18 protein-coding genes are annotated in these 14877 nt (G+C 48.8%); 4 read left to right on the top strand and 14 right to left on the bottom strand.

Translation table 11 applies throughout. The features are described from left to right. Positions 1-5: 5 nt before the first annotated feature. The 3 genes from gspL to RGV86_RS14785 are packed head-to-tail and all read left to right on the top strand — an operon-like array spanning position 6 to position 2304. Positions 6-1169, top strand: a complete 1164-nt coding sequence (gene gspL / locus RGV86_RS14795; protein ID WP_001115246.1) for a type II secretion system protein GspL — start codon at positions 6-8, stop codon at positions 1167-1169. Continuing rightward, positions 1166-1627, top strand: a complete 462-nt coding sequence (locus RGV86_RS14790) for a type II secretion system protein M (RefSeq protein WP_085461316.1) — start codon at positions 1166-1168, stop codon at positions 1625-1627. The genes gspL and RGV86_RS14790 overlap by 4 nt, the downstream gene beginning before the upstream one ends. Continuing rightward, on the top strand, positions 1627-2304 hold the full coding sequence (locus tag RGV86_RS14785) for a prepilin peptidase (protein ID WP_000178153.1): 678 nt from the start codon (positions 1627-1629) through the stop codon (positions 2302-2304). The genes RGV86_RS14790 and RGV86_RS14785 overlap by 1 nt, the downstream gene beginning before the upstream one ends. A gap of 28 nt (positions 2305-2332) precedes the next feature. Here RGV86_RS14785 and bfr read toward each other — a convergent pair whose 3' ends face one another. The 12 genes from bfr to fkpA form a co-directional block, all read right to left on the bottom strand. Then, entirely contained in the window at positions 2333-2809 is a 477-nt protein-coding gene (bfr, locus tag RGV86_RS14780; protein WP_000675504.1) for a bacterioferritin, read from the bottom strand. A 72-nt stretch (positions 2810-2881) separates the two neighbouring features. Continuing rightward, on the bottom strand, positions 2882-3076 hold the full coding sequence (gene bfd, locus RGV86_RS14775) for a bacterioferritin-associated ferredoxin (RefSeq protein WP_000289085.1): 195 nt from the start codon (positions 3074-3076) through the stop codon (positions 2882-2884). 169 nt (positions 3077-3245) lie between these two features. After that, entirely contained in the window at positions 3246-5927 is a 2682-nt protein-coding gene (gene chiA, locus RGV86_RS14770; protein ID WP_309508486.1) for a bifunctional chitinase/lysozyme, read from the bottom strand. A gap of 300 nt (positions 5928-6227) precedes the next feature. Continuing rightward, the gene (gene tuf, locus RGV86_RS14765; protein ID WP_000031784.1) at positions 6228-7412 is read right to left on the bottom strand and encodes an elongation factor Tu; all 1185 of its coding nucleotides are present in this window, start codon (positions 7410-7412) and stop codon (positions 6228-6230) included. 70 nt (positions 7413-7482) lie between these two features. After that, positions 7483-9597 (bottom strand): elongation factor G, encoded by a 2115-nt coding sequence (gene fusA, locus RGV86_RS14760; protein WP_000124700.1) that lies wholly within the window; start codon positions 9595-9597, stop codon positions 7483-7485. A 96-nt stretch (positions 9598-9693) separates the two neighbouring features. Further along, positions 9694-10164, bottom strand: coding sequence for a 30S ribosomal protein S7 (rpsG, locus tag RGV86_RS14755; protein WP_001138043.1), 471 nt, complete (start codon positions 10162-10164; stop codon positions 9694-9696). Between the two features lie 96 nt (positions 10165-10260). Then, positions 10261-10635, bottom strand: coding sequence for a 30S ribosomal protein S12 (gene rpsL, locus RGV86_RS14750; protein ID WP_000246815.1), 375 nt, complete (start codon positions 10633-10635; stop codon positions 10261-10263). A 125-nt stretch (positions 10636-10760) separates the two neighbouring features. After that, entirely contained in the window at positions 10761-11048 is a 288-nt protein-coding gene (gene tusB / locus RGV86_RS14745; RefSeq protein WP_000903390.1) for a sulfurtransferase complex subunit TusB, read from the bottom strand. Between the two features lie 7 nt (positions 11049-11055). Continuing rightward, positions 11056-11415 carry a sulfurtransferase complex subunit TusC gene (gene tusC, locus RGV86_RS14740; RefSeq protein ID WP_032226629.1) on the bottom strand — a complete coding sequence of 120 codons (360 nt, stop codon included), beginning with the start codon at positions 11413-11415 and terminating at the stop codon, positions 11056-11058. After that, positions 11415-11801: a sulfurtransferase complex subunit TusD gene (tusD, locus tag RGV86_RS14735; RefSeq protein ID WP_001209695.1), complete on the bottom strand. Its 387-nt coding sequence runs from the start codon at positions 11799-11801 to the stop codon at positions 11415-11417. Before tusD ends, tusC begins: the two co-directional genes overlap by 1 nt. After that, positions 11801-12523 (bottom strand): helix-turn-helix transcriptional regulator, encoded by a 723-nt coding sequence (locus tag RGV86_RS14730; protein ID WP_010348315.1) that lies wholly within the window; start codon positions 12521-12523, stop codon positions 11801-11803. Before RGV86_RS14730 ends, tusD begins: the two co-directional genes overlap by 1 nt. 167 nt (positions 12524-12690) lie before the next feature. Next, complete coding sequence (fkpA, locus tag RGV86_RS14725) at positions 12691-13503, bottom strand: FKBP-type peptidyl-prolyl cis-trans isomerase (protein ID WP_000838278.1); 813 nt, start codon at positions 13501-13503, stop codon at positions 12691-12693. Positions 13504-13722: 219 nt separating this feature from the next. Between fkpA and RGV86_RS14720 the strand changes: the two genes are divergently transcribed. Next, positions 13723-13941, top strand: coding sequence for a protein SlyX (locus RGV86_RS14720; RefSeq protein WP_001153620.1), 219 nt, complete (start codon positions 13723-13725; stop codon positions 13939-13941). Between the two features lie 48 nt (positions 13942-13989). Here RGV86_RS14720 and slyD read toward each other — a convergent pair whose 3' ends face one another. Next, on the bottom strand, positions 13990-14574 hold the full coding sequence (gene slyD, locus RGV86_RS14715) for a peptidylprolyl isomerase (RefSeq protein ID WP_000861331.1): 585 nt from the start codon (positions 14572-14574) through the stop codon (positions 13990-13992). A gap of 94 nt (positions 14575-14668) precedes the next feature. Next, positions 14669-14869 carry a YheV family putative zinc ribbon protein gene (locus RGV86_RS14710; RefSeq protein ID WP_001007730.1) on the bottom strand — a complete coding sequence of 67 codons (201 nt, stop codon included), beginning with the start codon at positions 14867-14869 and terminating at the stop codon, positions 14669-14671. Positions 14870-14877: the final 8 nt, after the last annotated feature.

The following is a 14877-nucleotide window of genomic DNA, read 5'->3' as shown; positions in this document are numbered from 1 at the left end:
TCGTGATGCCTGAATCGTTGATGGTAATACGTTCTTCCTCGACGCTACGTAAGCAATGGGAGTGGATGACATACTCCGCAGATAGCGTATCTTCAGTACATACGCTCACAGACGATCTTCCGCTGGAGTCGCTGGCCGATCAGCCCGGTGCAGGAAATGTTCATCTTCTGATCCCACCGGAAGGTCTTTTATATCGTTCACTCACGTTGCCCAACGCCAAATACAAACTCACCGCGCAAACATTACAGTGGCTGGCGGAGGAGACGTTACCCGACGCCAGCCAAAACTGGCACTGGACGGTTGTTGATAAACAAAATGACCGAGTGGAAGTGATAGGTATCCAGTCGGAAAAACTCAGTCGTTATCTTGACCGTTTACACACTGCCGGACTAAACGTGACGCGGGTTTTGCCAGATGGTTGTTACCTTCCCTGGAAAGAAGGCTCCTGGACTCTGGTTAACCAGCAAACGAGCTGGCTGATTCGCAGTGCTGCACATGCCTTCAACGAGCTTGATGAACGCTGGTTACAGCATCTTGCCACCCAGTTTTCTCCTGAAAATGTCATCTGTTTTGGCACTGCGGCTCCAGATATCGTGCTGGTCGATTCGCTTATCCAACATGCAGAATCTCCAGCATTACGTTTTTATTCTGCCAATCATTCTCTCCAGCACTACGACATGCTGCATGGTGTTTTTCGCAAACAGAAAACTGTCAGCAGATCGGGAAAATGGCTCGCCAGGCTGGCAGTAAGCAGTCTCATTTTTGCCATTCTCTCTTTTGCTGGTAGTCGGGGAATCGTTCTCTGGCAGACGCTTGGGATTGAAGACCAGCTTCAGCAACAACAGCAGGAAACCTGGCAACAATATTTCCCGCAGATCAAACGAACGCACAACTTTCGTTTTTACTTCAAGCAGCAACTCGCCCAGCAATATCCTGAAGCGGTGCCATTGCTCCATCATTTGCAAACACTCTTACTGGAACATCCTGAACTGCAATTAATGGAAGCCAATTACAGTCAGAAGCAAAAATCACTGATTTTGAAAATAAGTTCGAAAAACGAAGGCAATATTGATCGTTTCTGTGAGTTAACACAGTCCTGGCTTCCGATGGAAAAAACAGAAAAAGATCCGGTCAGTGGTGTATGGACAGTAAGGAGTACAGGGAAATGATTAAATTATGGTGGACTGAAAAATCCCCATCGGAAAAACAAATTATTATAGGGCTGGCGATTCTCTCGCTCTGCGTTTTCTGCTGGCTTGCGGTAATAAAACCTATCGATAACTACATTGCGGATCATCAATCCCGCATACAAAAAATTAAAAAGGATATTAAATGGATGCAAGACCAGGCGAGTGCACATGGATTACTTGACCATCCCACGCTCAGACAATCGGTCAAAAATATCCTTCTTGAGGAAGCAAAGCGTGAGAATTTAGCTATTACGCTAGAGAATGGCCCGGACGATACGCTGACAATTCATCCTGCCACATTCCCCCTCGAAAACGTCTCCCGCTGGCTGACTACGGCACAGATAACATACGGTATTGTTATTGAGGATCTTCAATTTACCCTTGCCGGAAACGAAGAGATCACCCTCAGGCATTTATCCTTCAGAGGGCAACAATAATGACAATGCTACTGCCGCTCTTCATTCTGGCTGGCTTTATTGCTGGTTACCTGGTGAATGCCGTGGCCTATCACCTCTCGCCTTTGGAGGATAAAACGGCGTTAACTTTTCGCCAGGTTTTGGTTCATTTCAGGCAAAAAAAATATGTCTGGCATGACACGTTGCCTATGGCACTTTGCGTGGTTGCGGCAATCGCCTGCGCCCTGGCACCTTTCATGCCGATCGTGACTGGCGCACTCTTTCTCTACTTCTGCTTCGCACTCACGCTCAGTGTTATTGATTTTCGTACCCAGCTCCTGCCCGACAAACTCACCTTGCCACTGCTCTGGCTTGGCTTGTTATTTAATGCGCAGTCTGGATTAGTTGATTTACATGATGCGATTTACGGCGCGGTAGCTGGATATGGGGTACTGTGGTGTGTTTTCTGGGGGGTGTGGTTTGTATGCCACAAAGAGGGATTAGGTTACGGTGATTTCAAGCTACTGGCCGCTGCAGGCGCGTGGTGTGGTTGGCAAACGCTACCAATGATATTACTTATTGCCTCGCTGGGAGGCATTTTTTACGCCATCGCATCACAACTGTGGCAGCGTCAGACCATCACCACAATTGCATTCGGCCCGTGGCTTGCGCTCGGTAGTATGATAAACCTGACGTATCTGGTCTGGATCTCTTATTAACCGGGAGGAATGTCCCTCCCGACATGGCTTAGCCTTCTTCGCGAATCTGTGCTTGCAAATAATTTTGCAGGCCCATTTTCTGAATCAAATCAAGTTCCGTTTCCAGCCAGTCAATATGGCCTTCTTCATCACGCAGAATTTCTATCATCATATCGCGGCTGACGTAATCATGAACGCTATCGGCATAACCAATTGCCTCGCGTAAATTCTTCGCGCCATCCAGCTCAAGTGCCAGATCAGAACGCAGCATTTCCTCAACATCTTCACCAATGTTTAGTTTTCCCAGATCCTGTAAATTTGGAAGACCTTCCAGAAAAAGAATGCGCTCTATATAACGATCGGCGTGTTTCATCTCATCAATGGATTCATGGTACTCCACATCATTGAGACGTTTGAGCCCCCAGTTTTTAAACATCCGGGCATGGAGAAAGTACTGATTGATTGCGACAAGCTCATTTCCCAACAGTTTGTTGAGATAATTTATAACTTTAGTATCACCTTTCATTTTTTGACTCCTTCGCTTCCACTCTTTGAAGCGTAGAACGGCTTACGAGTAAGTCAAAAAACACACTCCGTTTTATGCGGACTCCTTAAACTCCGGCAGCTGCATTAATTCATCCTCCATCACCTCACGTGCGGCTCTGACACATTTACCGCACTGGTTTCCAACCGGAATAAATTTTTTTAATTGCTGGAACGAGTGGGGAGAAAACTGGCGCACAGCCTGACGAATTTTTTTATCACTGATACCATTACAAAGACAAACGTACATAGAGACTCCCGTATACTTTCTTCAAAAATAAATGAAAATAGTTCTTATTTCAATTACGAAAAGACTCTTTTTTAATCAAAAAATAGAAATATGAATAAAAATAATGGGCTACAAAAATGTAGCCCATTGACAAAAAATGCGGCAATACCAGAAATTATCGCCAGCAAATTTACTGCTTAGTAAACGGCGCGAAGATCGCACTGAATGCGTACTTCGGAGCTTGTTCTTTAGTCAGACCGTGGAATTCCGGAGACAGGTTAGTGCCGCCCGGCAGATCACGCGCGATTGACCAGATACCTACCATGCCGAGGTTGCGAGTTTGCGCATCCTGCATGACCAGACGAGCATCAGAGAGATAGAAAACTTCACCCTGAACGTCGTTCACGCCAACCATCGGCGTGGTGCCCATCATGGCGTCAATTTCTGCATCGCTCTTGTTGGGATGGAGGCCTTTCAATTGTGAATGCAGGTTGGCAATCGCCGACGTTGCACACTTACCGTGGATGTTCTGGCCTTCGGTATTTGCAGACTGACAAATTGCGTTACCGTAGTCCATCGTCATCACGTTCACACCCGCCAGCTCAACACCTTTCGCTTTGGCATCGCTCAGGACGTTCATCCCTTCCGGCGTCAGGCCAGTCGGCAGAATTGGCAAGGTGTACCAGATAGCAATATCTTTGCCTTCTGACTTCCATTTATCCTGCACCTTCTTCACGGCAAGGTTACGACGTTCAATAGATGCCTGATCCGCAACCCAGGTGCCTTCGATATCGAAGTCCAGGACTCTGAGATTCAGGTTATCAACGATGTCATAATAATGCTGCATCAGATCGTCAACGTTCTTACAGGAAGCCGCCAGCGGAGCGTTATTAGCACCACCGATAGACAGCATCACATCACCGCCTGCTTCACGCAGAGCTTTAATTTTGCTGTACTGAGCGTAATTCTGCATACCGTAAGCAGTACCCCATGTCGGCAGACAGGTGTTCGCATCTTTACTCACCACAAACGCCAGCGTGAAGTGGTTGACGTTATGATTCTTAGCCAGCGCAGCCAGATCCGGGATTGTATTCAGCGTAAAGTCGACATACGGTGCATATACGTGTTTCGGCCACGCTTTCTTCGGCGTACCTACGCGCTCTTTGGTTCCGGTCCAGTCAACAAAGACACGCCACGGGTTGCTGTCAGATGGTGAAACCTTCTGCACTTTACTTTGAGAAATATAGTTCACGCCATTGAAGCGAATCAGCGTATCGCTGGCATAAAGCGTCGCTGGATTAAACTCTGGCGCATTTTTCAGCTCGTCGCTGCTATAGCTCTGTGCTTTACCCAATGGCTTCCACGGGCGGCTATTGCTACCGGTGGCGTTCTGGTTCGCAACCAGCGCAGGGTTATCATTTTGTGTCCAGAACAAGGCTTCATATGCCTGACCATCAACCACCACACGATCGCCTTTCACGTAGACTGTCGATGCAGACCACGCTTTTGCCGATTCGTATTTCTTCCACGGGTTATCGCCGCCAGGAACAAAGCCCCACGCGTCCTGATCCACTGACGTTTTATAATGCGCATCGTTATAATCTACAATGCTGTTCGCACTGTACGCTTTACTGGCCTGGAAGCCATCTGCAACGATAACGCCGCCGTTATCAATTTCACAGGTAGTCGGGTTACCGTACTGACTCATTTCCGCAGCGGTAGCTGTACGCACGAGACGCCATGGGTTATTGGAGTTCTCAGCGCTGGTGCCACGCGGGCAATCTTTAGAACCAACCCACCAGGCATTCTGATAAACATTACCATTGAAGATAACATGGTAAATTTCGCTACCTTCCTGACCACTCCATGCCTGTAATGAGTAATCGTTACTGCTATCCGCTGGTGTTGATGGCTCGTTGTTATCCGGAGTTGGGGTAACCGGAGTATCTGGTGTTACCGGCGCCGGATCAACCGGAGTCACAGCACCACCATTGTCCGGCTTAACAGAGCAGGAGCCTGGATTGCCATACTGAGTGATTTCTGTTGCCGTTGCCGCACGAACATAGCGCCATGGATTGCTGGCGTCGTTTTCTTTCGCATCGCCTGGGCAATTTGCCGCGCCTACCCACCAGGCGTTCTTATAAATGCCGCCGTTGTAGATAACGTACCATGTAGAAGAACCTTCCTGACCTTTCCAGGCTACGACAGCATAGTTGTCGTTTGACTTATCAGCTGGGGCTGGCTGAACATCAGGAGCCGGTTTAACGTCCGGTGCAGGCTGTGGTGCTGAAGTACAGGACTGTGGATTACTGGTTTGCGTGATTTCCGTTGCCGTAGCGGCACGGACATAACGCCATGGATTGCTGGCGTCGTTTTCTTTCGCATCGCCCGGACAGTTAGAAGAGGCTACCCACCAGGCATTTTTATATACCGCGCCATTAAAGACGACATACCAGGTCTGACCGCCCTGCTGTTTATTCCAGGCAACTACAGATGAATTTGATGGAACAGTACCTTGTGCTGGTGTAGTTGAACCACCATTAGTTGGCGTATTGGATGCAGGCGTATTTGAAGTTGAAGAAGATGAGCTACTGCTCTTTTCGCAGGAAAGCGTATTGCCAAACTGGCTAATTTCAGCAGCCGTTGCCGTACGCTTTAAACGCCACGGGTTAGTTGCATCATTTGCTTTCGCTTTACCGGGGCAATTTGTAGAAGAAACCCACCAGGCATTTTCATAAACCTTACCATCGAAAATAACCTGATATTTACTTCCACCTTGTTGGTTATTCCATGCTTCCAAAGCAAATGCTGGTAAAGAGGAGCAAATCAACCCCATACCAATCATTGATTTGGTAAATGTATTTAATTTCATTATTATCCCTTTTGACGTATTAAAAAATACTTCAAGACATTAAGTCCTTCAATGAAATTATTTACTTTTTAATGGAACGCTTCAACATAGAATAAAACAAAGAAATAAAAATCAGAAAAAAGCCTGAATAAATAAAGTTTTATTAAATTTAATATATTCGCATTAAAAATATGTGTATCTAGTAATATTTATGAATTAGATATTTAGCACAGATAAAATTACGAATATTCGCGTCCCAGCTTTCATATGCAAAAAGGGCGCCGAAGCGCCCTTTTCAATTCAAAACTAATTAACGAGTAATTAGCTCAGAACTTTAGCTACAACGCCCGCGCCAACGGTACGGCCGCCTTCACGGATTGCGAAACGCAGACCGTCGTCCATCGCGATCGGGTGGATCAGGGTAACAACCATTTTGATGTTGTCGCCCGGCATTACCATCTCTACGCCTTCCGGCAGTTCGATAGTACCAGTCACGTCAGTAGTACGGAAGTAGAACTGCGGACGGTAGCCTTTGAAGAACGGAGTATGACGGCCGCCTTCATCTTTGGACAGAATATACACTTCAGATTCGAACTTGGTGTGCGGCTTGATGGTGCCCGGCTTAGCCAGTACCTGACCACGTTCGATTTCTTCACGTTTGATACCACGCAGCAGAACACCTACGTTCTCACCAGCACGGCCTTCGTCCAGCAGTTTGCGGAACATTTCAACGCCAGTACAGGTAGACTTCTGAGTCTCTTTGATACCAACGATTTCAACTTCTTCACCAACTTTGATGATACCGCGTTCTACACGACCGGTAACAACAGTACCACGACCGGAGATGGAGAATACGTCTTCGATCGGCAGCAGGAACGGCTTGTCAATCGCACGCTCTGGTTCCGGAATGTAAGAATCCAGGAAGCCAGCCAGTTCCAGGATTTTCGCTTCCCACTCTGCGTCGCCTTCCAGCGCTTTCAGAGCAGAACCACGAACGATCGGAGTGTCGTCGCCCGGGAAGTCGTACTGAGACAGAAGTTCACGAACTTCCATTTCAACCAGTTCCAGCAGCTCTTCGTCATCAACCATGTCACATTTGTTCAGGAACACGATGATGTACGGAACGCCTACCTGACGACCCAGCAGGATGTGCTCACGAGTCTGCGGCATCGGGCCGTCAGTCGCAGCAACTACCAGGATCGCGCCGTCCATCTGAGCAGCACCGGTGATCATGTTTTTAACATAGTCGGCGTGCCCCGGGCAGTCTACGTGTGCGTAGTGACGGGTCGGGGTGTCATATTCAACGTGAGAAGTGTTGATGGTGATACCACGAGCTTTTTCTTCCGGCGCGTTATCGATCTGGTCGAATGCACGAGCAGCACCGCCGTAGGTTTTAGCCAGTACGGTGGTGATTGCAGCGGTCAGAGTAGTTTTACCGTGGTCAACGTGGCCGATAGTACCAACGTTAACGTGCGGTTTTGTACGTTCAAATTTTTCTTTAGACACGGCTATATTCCTTACTATAGTGCTCTCCCCTTCAGGAGAGAGCACGGGACTTTGGTATTAACCCTGAGGCTTATTTACCACGGGCTTCAATTACGGCCTGAGCAACGTTACTCGGCGCTTCATCATACTTCAGGAATTCCATAGTGTATGATGCGCGACCTTTGGTCAGAGAACGCAGCTGAGTTGCATATCCGAACATTTCAGACAGCGGTACTTCAGCGTGGATCTTAACGCCAGTAACTTCAGATTCCTGACCTTTGAGCATACCACGACGACGGCTCAAGTCACCGATAACGTCACCGGTGTTCTCTTCCGGAGTTTCTACTTCAACCTTCATGATCGGCTCAAGCAGAACTGGTTTCGCTTTCTTAAAGCCTTCTTTAAAGGCGATAGAAGCAGCCAGTTTAAACGCCAGTTCAGAGGAGTCAACGTCATGGTAAGAACCGAAGTGCAGACGAATACCCATGTCTACTACCGGGTAGCCTGCCAGCGGACCTGCTTTCAGCTGTTCCTGGATACCTTTATCAACGGCCGGGATGTATTCGCCAGGGATTACACCACCTTTAATGTCGTTGATGAACTCGTAGCCTTTCGGGTTAGAACCCGGCTCCAGCGGGTACATGTCGATAACAACATGACCATACTGACCACGACCACCAGACTGTTTCGCGTGTTTACCTTCAACATCGGTAACTTTCTGGCGGATAGTTTCACGGTAAGCAACCTGCGGTTTACCTACGTTCGCTTCAACGTTGAATTCACGCTTCATACGGTCAACGATGATGTCGAGGTGCAGCTCGCCCATACCCGCGATAATGGTCTGGTTAGATTCTTCGTCAGTCCATACACGGAAAGACGGGTCTTCTTTAGCCAGACGGCCCAGAGCCAGACCCATTTTTTCCTGGTCAGCTTTGGTTTTCGGTTCAACTGCGATGGAGATTACCGGCTCAGGGAATTCCATACGTTCCAGAATGATCGGCGCATCCGGGTCACACAGGGTGTCACCAGTGGTTACGTCTTTCAGACCGATTGCAGCAGCGATGTCGCCCGCGCGAACTTCTTTGATCTCTTCACGTTTGTTAGCGTGCATCTGAACGATACGACCGAAACGTTCACGTGCAGCTTTCACGGAGTTCAGTACGGTATCACCAGAGTTAACCACACCGGAGTACACACGGAAGAAGGTCAGGTTACCAACAAACGGGTCGGTAGCGATTTTGAACGCCAGTGCAGAGAACGGCTCGTCATCACTTGCGTGACGCTCAGCCGGAGTGTCTTTACCGTCGTCCAGGATACCGTTGATCGCAGGTACGTCAACCGGGGATGGCAGGTAATCAATTACCGCATCCAGCATCGCCTGAACACCTTTGTTCTTGAACGCAGAACCACAGGTTACCAGGATGATTTCGTTGTTCAGAACGCGCTGACGCAGAGCACCTTTGATTTCTGCTTCAGTCAGTTCTTCACCACCCAGGTATTTTTCCATCAGCTCTTCAGAAGCTTCAGCTGCGGATTCGATCAGGTTCTGGTGCCATTCGTTAGCCAGTTCAACCATGTCTGCCGGGATATCTTCGTATTCGAAGGTTACGCCCTGGTCAGCGTCGTTCCAGTTGATAGCTTTCATTTTCACCAGGTCAACAACACCGGTGAAATGTTCTTCAGCACCAATCGCCAGCTGCAGCGGAACCGGGTTCGCGCCCAGACGGGTTTTGATCTGGTTAACAACTTTCAGGAAGTTCGCACCCATGCGGTCCATTTTGTTAACGAACGCAATGCGCGGAACTTTATATTTGTTTGCCTGACGCCATACGGTTTCAGACTGCGGCTGAACACCACCAACTGCGCAGTAAACCATTACCGCACCATCGAGAACACGCATGGAACGTTCTACTTCGATTGTGAAGTCAACGTGCCCCGGGGTGTCGATGATGTTGATGCGATGCGGCTCATACTGCTTAGCCATACCAGACCAGAATGCAGTAGTCGCAGCGGAAGTGATGGTAATACCACGTTCCTGCTCCTGCTCCATCCAGTCCATGGTTGCAGCGCCGTCATGAACTTCACCGATTTTATGGTTTACACCGGTGTAGAACAGAATACGTTCGGTAGTAGTGGTTTTACCGGCGTCGATGTGCGCACTGATACCGATGTTACGGTAGCGTGCGATGGGTGTTGTACGAGCCATTTGTTTCCTCGTTTATCTTTTAGGCGTTCAATTTAAGTAGCCCAAAGCGGGCTGCTTACTGGAAGCGCCCGCCTGGTGACTAAAACTCCGAAGGGATTACCAACGGTAGTGTGCGAACGCCTTGTTGGCTTCGGCCATACGGTGAACGTCTTCACGTTTCTTAACTGCAGTACCTTTGTTTTCTGCAGCATCGGAAAGTTCGTTCGCCAGGCGCAGAGCCATGGATTTATCACCGCGTTTACGAGCAGCTTCAACGATCCAACGCATTGCCAGAGCATTACGACGAACCGGACGGACTTCAACTGGTACCTGATAAGTAGAACCACCAACGCGGCGAGACTTAACTTCGACAGTCGGGCGCACGTTTTCGAGAGCTACTTCGAATGCTTCCAGTTCAGATTTACCAGAACGCTGAGCCAGGGTCTCCAGCGCGCTGTATACGATAGATTCGGCAGTAGATTTTTTACCATCTACCATCAGGATATTTACAAATTTAGCCAGCAGTTCTGATCCGAACTTCGGATCCGGCAGAATTTTACGCTGACCAATGACGCGACGACGTGGCATGGAAATACTCCGTTGTTAATTCAGGATTGTCCAAAACTCTACGAGTTTAGTTTGACATTTAAGTTAAAACGTTTGGCCTTACTTAACGGAGAACCATTAAGCCTTAGGACGCTTCACGCCATACTTGGAACGAGCCTGCTTACGGTCTTTAACGCCGGAGCAGTCAAGCGCACCACGTACGGTGTGGTAACGAACACCCGGGAGGTCTTTAACACGACCGCCACGGATCAGGATCACGGAGTGCTCCTGCAGGTTGTGACCTTCACCACCGATGTAGGAAGTCACTTCGAAACCGTTAGTCAGACGAACACGGCATACTTTACGCAGTGCGGAGTTCGGTTTTTTAGGAGTGGTAGTATATACACGAGTACATACGCCACGTTTTTGCGGGCATGCTTCCAGCGCAGGCACGTTGCTTTTCGCAACTTTGCGAGCACGTGGTTTGCGTACCAGCTGGTTAACTGTTGCCATTAAATAGCTCCTGGTTTTAGCTTTTGCTTCGTAAACACGTAATAAAACGTCCTCACACAATATGAGGACGCCGAATTTTAGGGCGATGCCGAAAAGGTGTCAAGAAATATACAACGATCCCACCGTTACCAGGCGACCTGGCTGGTGTGCTTAACCGTAAGTCTGACGAAATCAGTATAGTCAATGGGAGTGATATCGTTCGAAATTCGACCAACCAAACCACGAGCGATGAGGTCTTCGTTCAGGGCATAGACCTTAATGGGGGCATTACGCAAACTTTCAAGGTAGCGGTTACCATCAGCTGCGGCAGTTACGCCATCCTGCAATAACAGCAGTTCATCCCCCTCGCTGAGCAGACGCAGCAGCGCAGGAAAATCCGTCAGCCAGGGTGAGCGATGTAATGTATGCAGCATGTAAGCCTCAAAATCTCAAAATAACATCGTAGTTGCCGAGTTCCCGACGTAATGCTTCTGCTTCGAGCGGAGTGACGTCGACAACAAAGGGTGTCTGCGGATCTAACCCACGTTCACGTAGTGAAGCCGCACAAACCCAGCACTGTTCAATATCATACAGCCCCAGCAGTTTAAAGGTTGCGATATAATCACGCGCCAGCACCGCATCGGGCTTTTGCCCAGGCAGAAGCTGAAAAACGCCATCGGCAATAAAGAAGACGGCGAGCTCGTCAGTTAATGCGGAAGTCGCCAATAAAGCATCTAATCCTTCACGGCCAGCAGCTGTACCATGAGGTGCAGTAGAAAAAACAAACGCAATTCGTTTCATCAGAACTGTACCACCCTGTCGCAAGTCAGCGAGGCTTCAGCCAGAGCGCCAAGACCACTTAAGGTAAAGCCCGGCTGGAGATTTACAGATGCCAGACCGAGTCTTCCAGCTTCAGTTTCATCGACGATACCGCGACGTAATGCTGCCGCCACGCAAATGTTCAGCGCCACACCATGTTGTGTATTCAGTTGTTGCCAGCCACGCACAAGGTCAAATTCATCGCTTGCCGGTGAGGTCAATTGGTTAGCGTTATAGACCCCTTCACGATAGAAAAAGACGCTGCTTAACTCATGGCCTTCTGCTATCAGCGCCTGCGCAAACTGAAAAGCACTACTCGCCTGTTGCGTACCGTATGCTGGCCCGGTTACCACGATGGCAAAACGCATTACTTCTCTTGCCCCTGGAAATCACCGCTCTTGAACTGACGGATATAGAGATAAACAGTGTGCTTGGAGATGTTCAGACGATCTGCAACCTGGTTGATCGCGTCTTTAATATCGAAGATCCCTTTCTCGTAGAGATTCAGCACGATCTGACGATTTTTGGCGTTATTGGCAACATTGCGATCGGCATTCACTTCTTCGATGGTGAACTCCAGCGTTTGGGTAACCAGATCTTCAACAGAAGAGGCAAAGTTGACGCTTGAACCGACATCCGGGGTTTCTGGCGGCACAAAGGTACTCATGATCTGCGAGAAGGGAACATCAAGATTCATATTGATGCACAGCAGACCAATTACACGCTGTTCGCGGTTACGAATGGCGATAGTCAGGGACTTCATTAATACACCGCTTTTGGCGCGAGTAAAATAGCATTTAGAAACGCTGCTATCCGCCCCCGTCATATCGTGCAGCATACGCAGCGCCAGATCGGTAATCGGCGAACCAATCTTCCGGCCTGTATGTTCACCGTTGGCAATACGAATGGCTGAACATTTTAAATCCTGCAAAGAGTGCAAAACGATTTCACAGTGGGAGCCAATGAGCATCGCTAACCCGTCCACCACCGCTTCGTAGGATTTCAGAATATCAAAATCGGTCTGGTCGAAAGGACGTTGATCCAGTAAATCCAACTCACTGGTTTCATTGGTTAAAAGCGACCTGGACATGAAAAAAAACACTCCTTTTCAGGAGCCTGTCGTTAACTTTTCAGGGCAGGCTCATTAATGATGCGGGTAACTAAATTAATACAGCGGAGGTTCCGCTTTCCAGCACTAATTATATCCGGCCTGTAATAAAAAAAACCGCCGCCTGGTCAGGCGGCGGTTCTTAATGCTTATTTTTTAGCAGAATCTGCGGCTTTCGCATCGGCTTCTGGCTTCGCATCAGCCTTCGGCGCTGGTTTCACATCCAGCAACTCTACGTCAAATACCAGAGTAGAGTTTGGTGGGATCCCCGGAACACCCGCTTTACCGTAAGCCAACTCTGGTGGAATAACCAATTTGATCTTGCCACCTTTCTTGATGTTCTTCAGGCCTTCGGTCCAGCCTGGGATAACGCCGTCCAGACGGAAAGAGAGCGGTTCACCACGGGTGTAAGAGTTATCGAACTCTTTACCGTCGATCAGCGTACCCTTGTAGTTCACTACAACAGTATCGCTGTCTTTCGGTGCTTCGCCTTTACCGGCTTCTACTACCTGATAAACCAGGCCAGTCGAAGAGGTTTTCACACCTTTCTCTTTAGCAAATTTCTCGCGGTACTCTTTGCCTTTAGCTTCGTTATCAGCCGCGTCTTTTTCCATCTTCGCCTGAGCAGAAGACTTCACGCGAGCTTCGAATGCTTGCAGAGTCTGTTCGATCTCTTGATCGGAAAGTTTGCTCTTATCGGCAAACGCATCCTGGACACCGGCGATCAGCTGATCTTTATCCAGCTTAATGCCCAACTTTTCTTGTTCTTGCAGAGAATTTTCCATGTAACGACCCAGCGAAGCACCCAGTGCGTAAGCTGATTTCTGATCGTCATTTTTGAACGCTGCTTTGCTGTCAGCAGTTGTGGCAGGTTTCGCCGCTTCGGCAGCAAAAGTAATTGGTGTATGCAGGGCAACGGCCATTGTGGTCGCCAGCAGCGTTACTTTAAACAGTGATTTCATCCATATCTCCAGGCTCGGGGCATCTCACCCCTGGGTTAACTATTATCAGAAGGGTACTATAAAGCGTTGTCGGATAAATCTACATACAGACACGCCCTATTATCATCTATTTTCAGACTCTTTTTGTTTAAATTAGTTTCGATGTCGCGAAATGAGTGCTGTCTCTGGCAGCAAAGTTAAGTAGAATCCGCAGCGATCATTCGACCAAAGAGGTGAACCATGCAGGATTTATCGATGGAAGCACGCCTGGCAGAGCTGGAGAGCCGACTGGCTTTTCAGGAAATCACCATTGAAGAACTGAACGTCACGGTGACCGCTCATGAAATGGAGATGGCAAAACTGCGCGATCATCTGCGTCTGCTTACTGAGAAGTTAAAAGCCAGCCAGCCGTCGAACATCGCGTCGCAGGCTGAAGAAACGCCACCGCCACATTACTGAGGCGAAAAAAAAGCGGGTAATTCCCGCTTTTTTGATACCGTTACGGTATTAGTGGCAACCGCAACCGCCGTTACCTTTACCACCACAGCAGCCTTCGCCACCGTGTTCATGACCGTGATCGTGACCATGACCGCCGCAGCAACCGTCGTGATCGTGGTGATGATCGTGCGCGCCATGAACGTGACCATGAGCCAGTTCTTCTTCAGTCGCTTCGCGAATCGCCACAACTTCAACGTTGAATTTCAGGTTCTGACCCGCCAGCATGTGGTTACCATCAACCACGACGTGATCGTCTTCAACCGCAGTGATCTCAACCGGCACCGGGCCCTGGTCGGTTTCAGCCAGGAAACGCATACCTACCTGCAGTTCATCAACGCCCATAAATACGTCTTTAGGAACGCGCTGCACCAGGTTTTCGTCGTACTGGCCGTAAGCGTCGTTCGCGCCAACAGCTACATCAAATTTGTCGCCAACTTCATGACCTTCCAGCGCCGTTTCCAGGCCAGAGATCAGGGAACCGTGACCATGCAGGTAGTCCAGCGGCGCACTCACCGGAGACTCATCAACCAACACACCGTCTTCTGTACGTACCTGATAGGCCAGGCTGACCACCAGGTCTTTTGCTACTTTCATGATATCTCCTGAGCATGGGAAGAATAGTGGCGCAGATTGTATCGGAATTCTGCTGCCGTGTACTCACTAGCTTAAAAAAACTCGGCGCATATCGCTAGTCCGGATGAAAAATCCCAATCACTTGCTCATCTTTGCGAACGTGATCGCGGGCTTCTTTATCGGCTTCACGCATCTGATGCCCACACTTAACACATTCAACAATATCAATATTATTTTCGCGCCACATCGCCATTGAATCCTGCGCCTGACAGGCTGGACATTTCGCGCCAGCAATAAAACGTTTTCGGATTGCCATCTTCACCC

The sequence above is a fragment of the Escherichia ruysiae genome, from assembly GCF_031323975.1.
GTDB lineage: Bacteria > Pseudomonadota > Gammaproteobacteria > Enterobacterales > Enterobacteriaceae > Escherichia > Escherichia ruysiae.
The sequence above is the reverse complement of the archived record's forward strand: the minus strand, read 5'-3'. Positions and strand labels throughout refer to the sequence as shown.

Coding starts and splice junctions, on each gene's coding strand:
- gspL (WP_001115246.1), top strand. CDS start 6: ATGCCTGAATCGTTGATGGTAATACGTTCTTCCTCGACGCTACGTAAG.
- RGV86_RS14790 (WP_085461316.1), top strand. CDS start 1,166: ATGATTAAATTATGGTGGACTGAAAAATCCCCATCGGAAAAACAAATT.
- RGV86_RS14785 (WP_000178153.1), top strand. CDS start 1,627: ATGACAATGCTACTGCCGCTCTTCATTCTGGCTGGCTTTATTGCTGGT.
- bfr (WP_000675504.1), bottom strand. CDS start 2,809: ATGAAAGGTGATACTAAAGTTATAAATTATCTCAACAAACTGTTGGGA.
- bfd (WP_000289085.1), bottom strand. CDS start 3,076: ATGTACGTTTGTCTTTGTAATGGTATCAGTGATAAAAAAATTCGTCAG.
- chiA (WP_309508486.1), bottom strand. CDS start 5,927: ATGAAATTAAATACATTTACCAAATCAATGATTGGTATGGGGTTGATT.
- fusA (WP_000124700.1), bottom strand. CDS start 9,597: ATGGCTCGTACAACACCCATCGCACGCTACCGTAACATCGGTATCAGT.
- rpsG (WP_001138043.1), bottom strand. CDS start 10,164: ATGCCACGTCGTCGCGTCATTGGTCAGCGTAAAATTCTGCCGGATCCG.
- rpsL (WP_000246815.1), bottom strand. CDS start 10,635: ATGGCAACAGTTAACCAGCTGGTACGCAAACCACGTGCTCGCAAAGTT.
- tusB (WP_000903390.1), bottom strand. CDS start 11,048: ATGCTGCATACATTACATCGCTCACCCTGGCTGACGGATTTTCCTGCG.
- tusC (WP_032226629.1), bottom strand. CDS start 11,415: ATGAAACGAATTGCGTTTGTTTTTTCTACTGCACCTCATGGTACAGCT.
- tusD (WP_001209695.1), bottom strand. CDS start 11,801: ATGCGTTTTGCCATCGTGGTAACCGGGCCAGCATACGGTACGCAACAG.
- RGV86_RS14730 (WP_010348315.1), bottom strand. CDS start 12,523: ATGTCCAGGTCGCTTTTAACCAATGAAACCAGTGAGTTGGATTTACTG.
- fkpA (WP_000838278.1), bottom strand. CDS start 13,503: ATGAAATCACTGTTTAAAGTAACGCTGCTGGCGACCACAATGGCCGTT.
- RGV86_RS14720 (WP_001153620.1), top strand. CDS start 13,723: ATGCAGGATTTATCGATGGAAGCACGCCTGGCAGAGCTGGAGAGCCGA.
- slyD (WP_000861331.1), bottom strand. CDS start 14,574: ATGAAAGTAGCAAAAGACCTGGTGGTCAGCCTGGCCTATCAGGTACGT.
- RGV86_RS14710 (WP_001007730.1), bottom strand. CDS start 14,869: ATGGCAATCCGAAAACGTTTTATTGCTGGCGCGAAATGTCCAGCCTGT.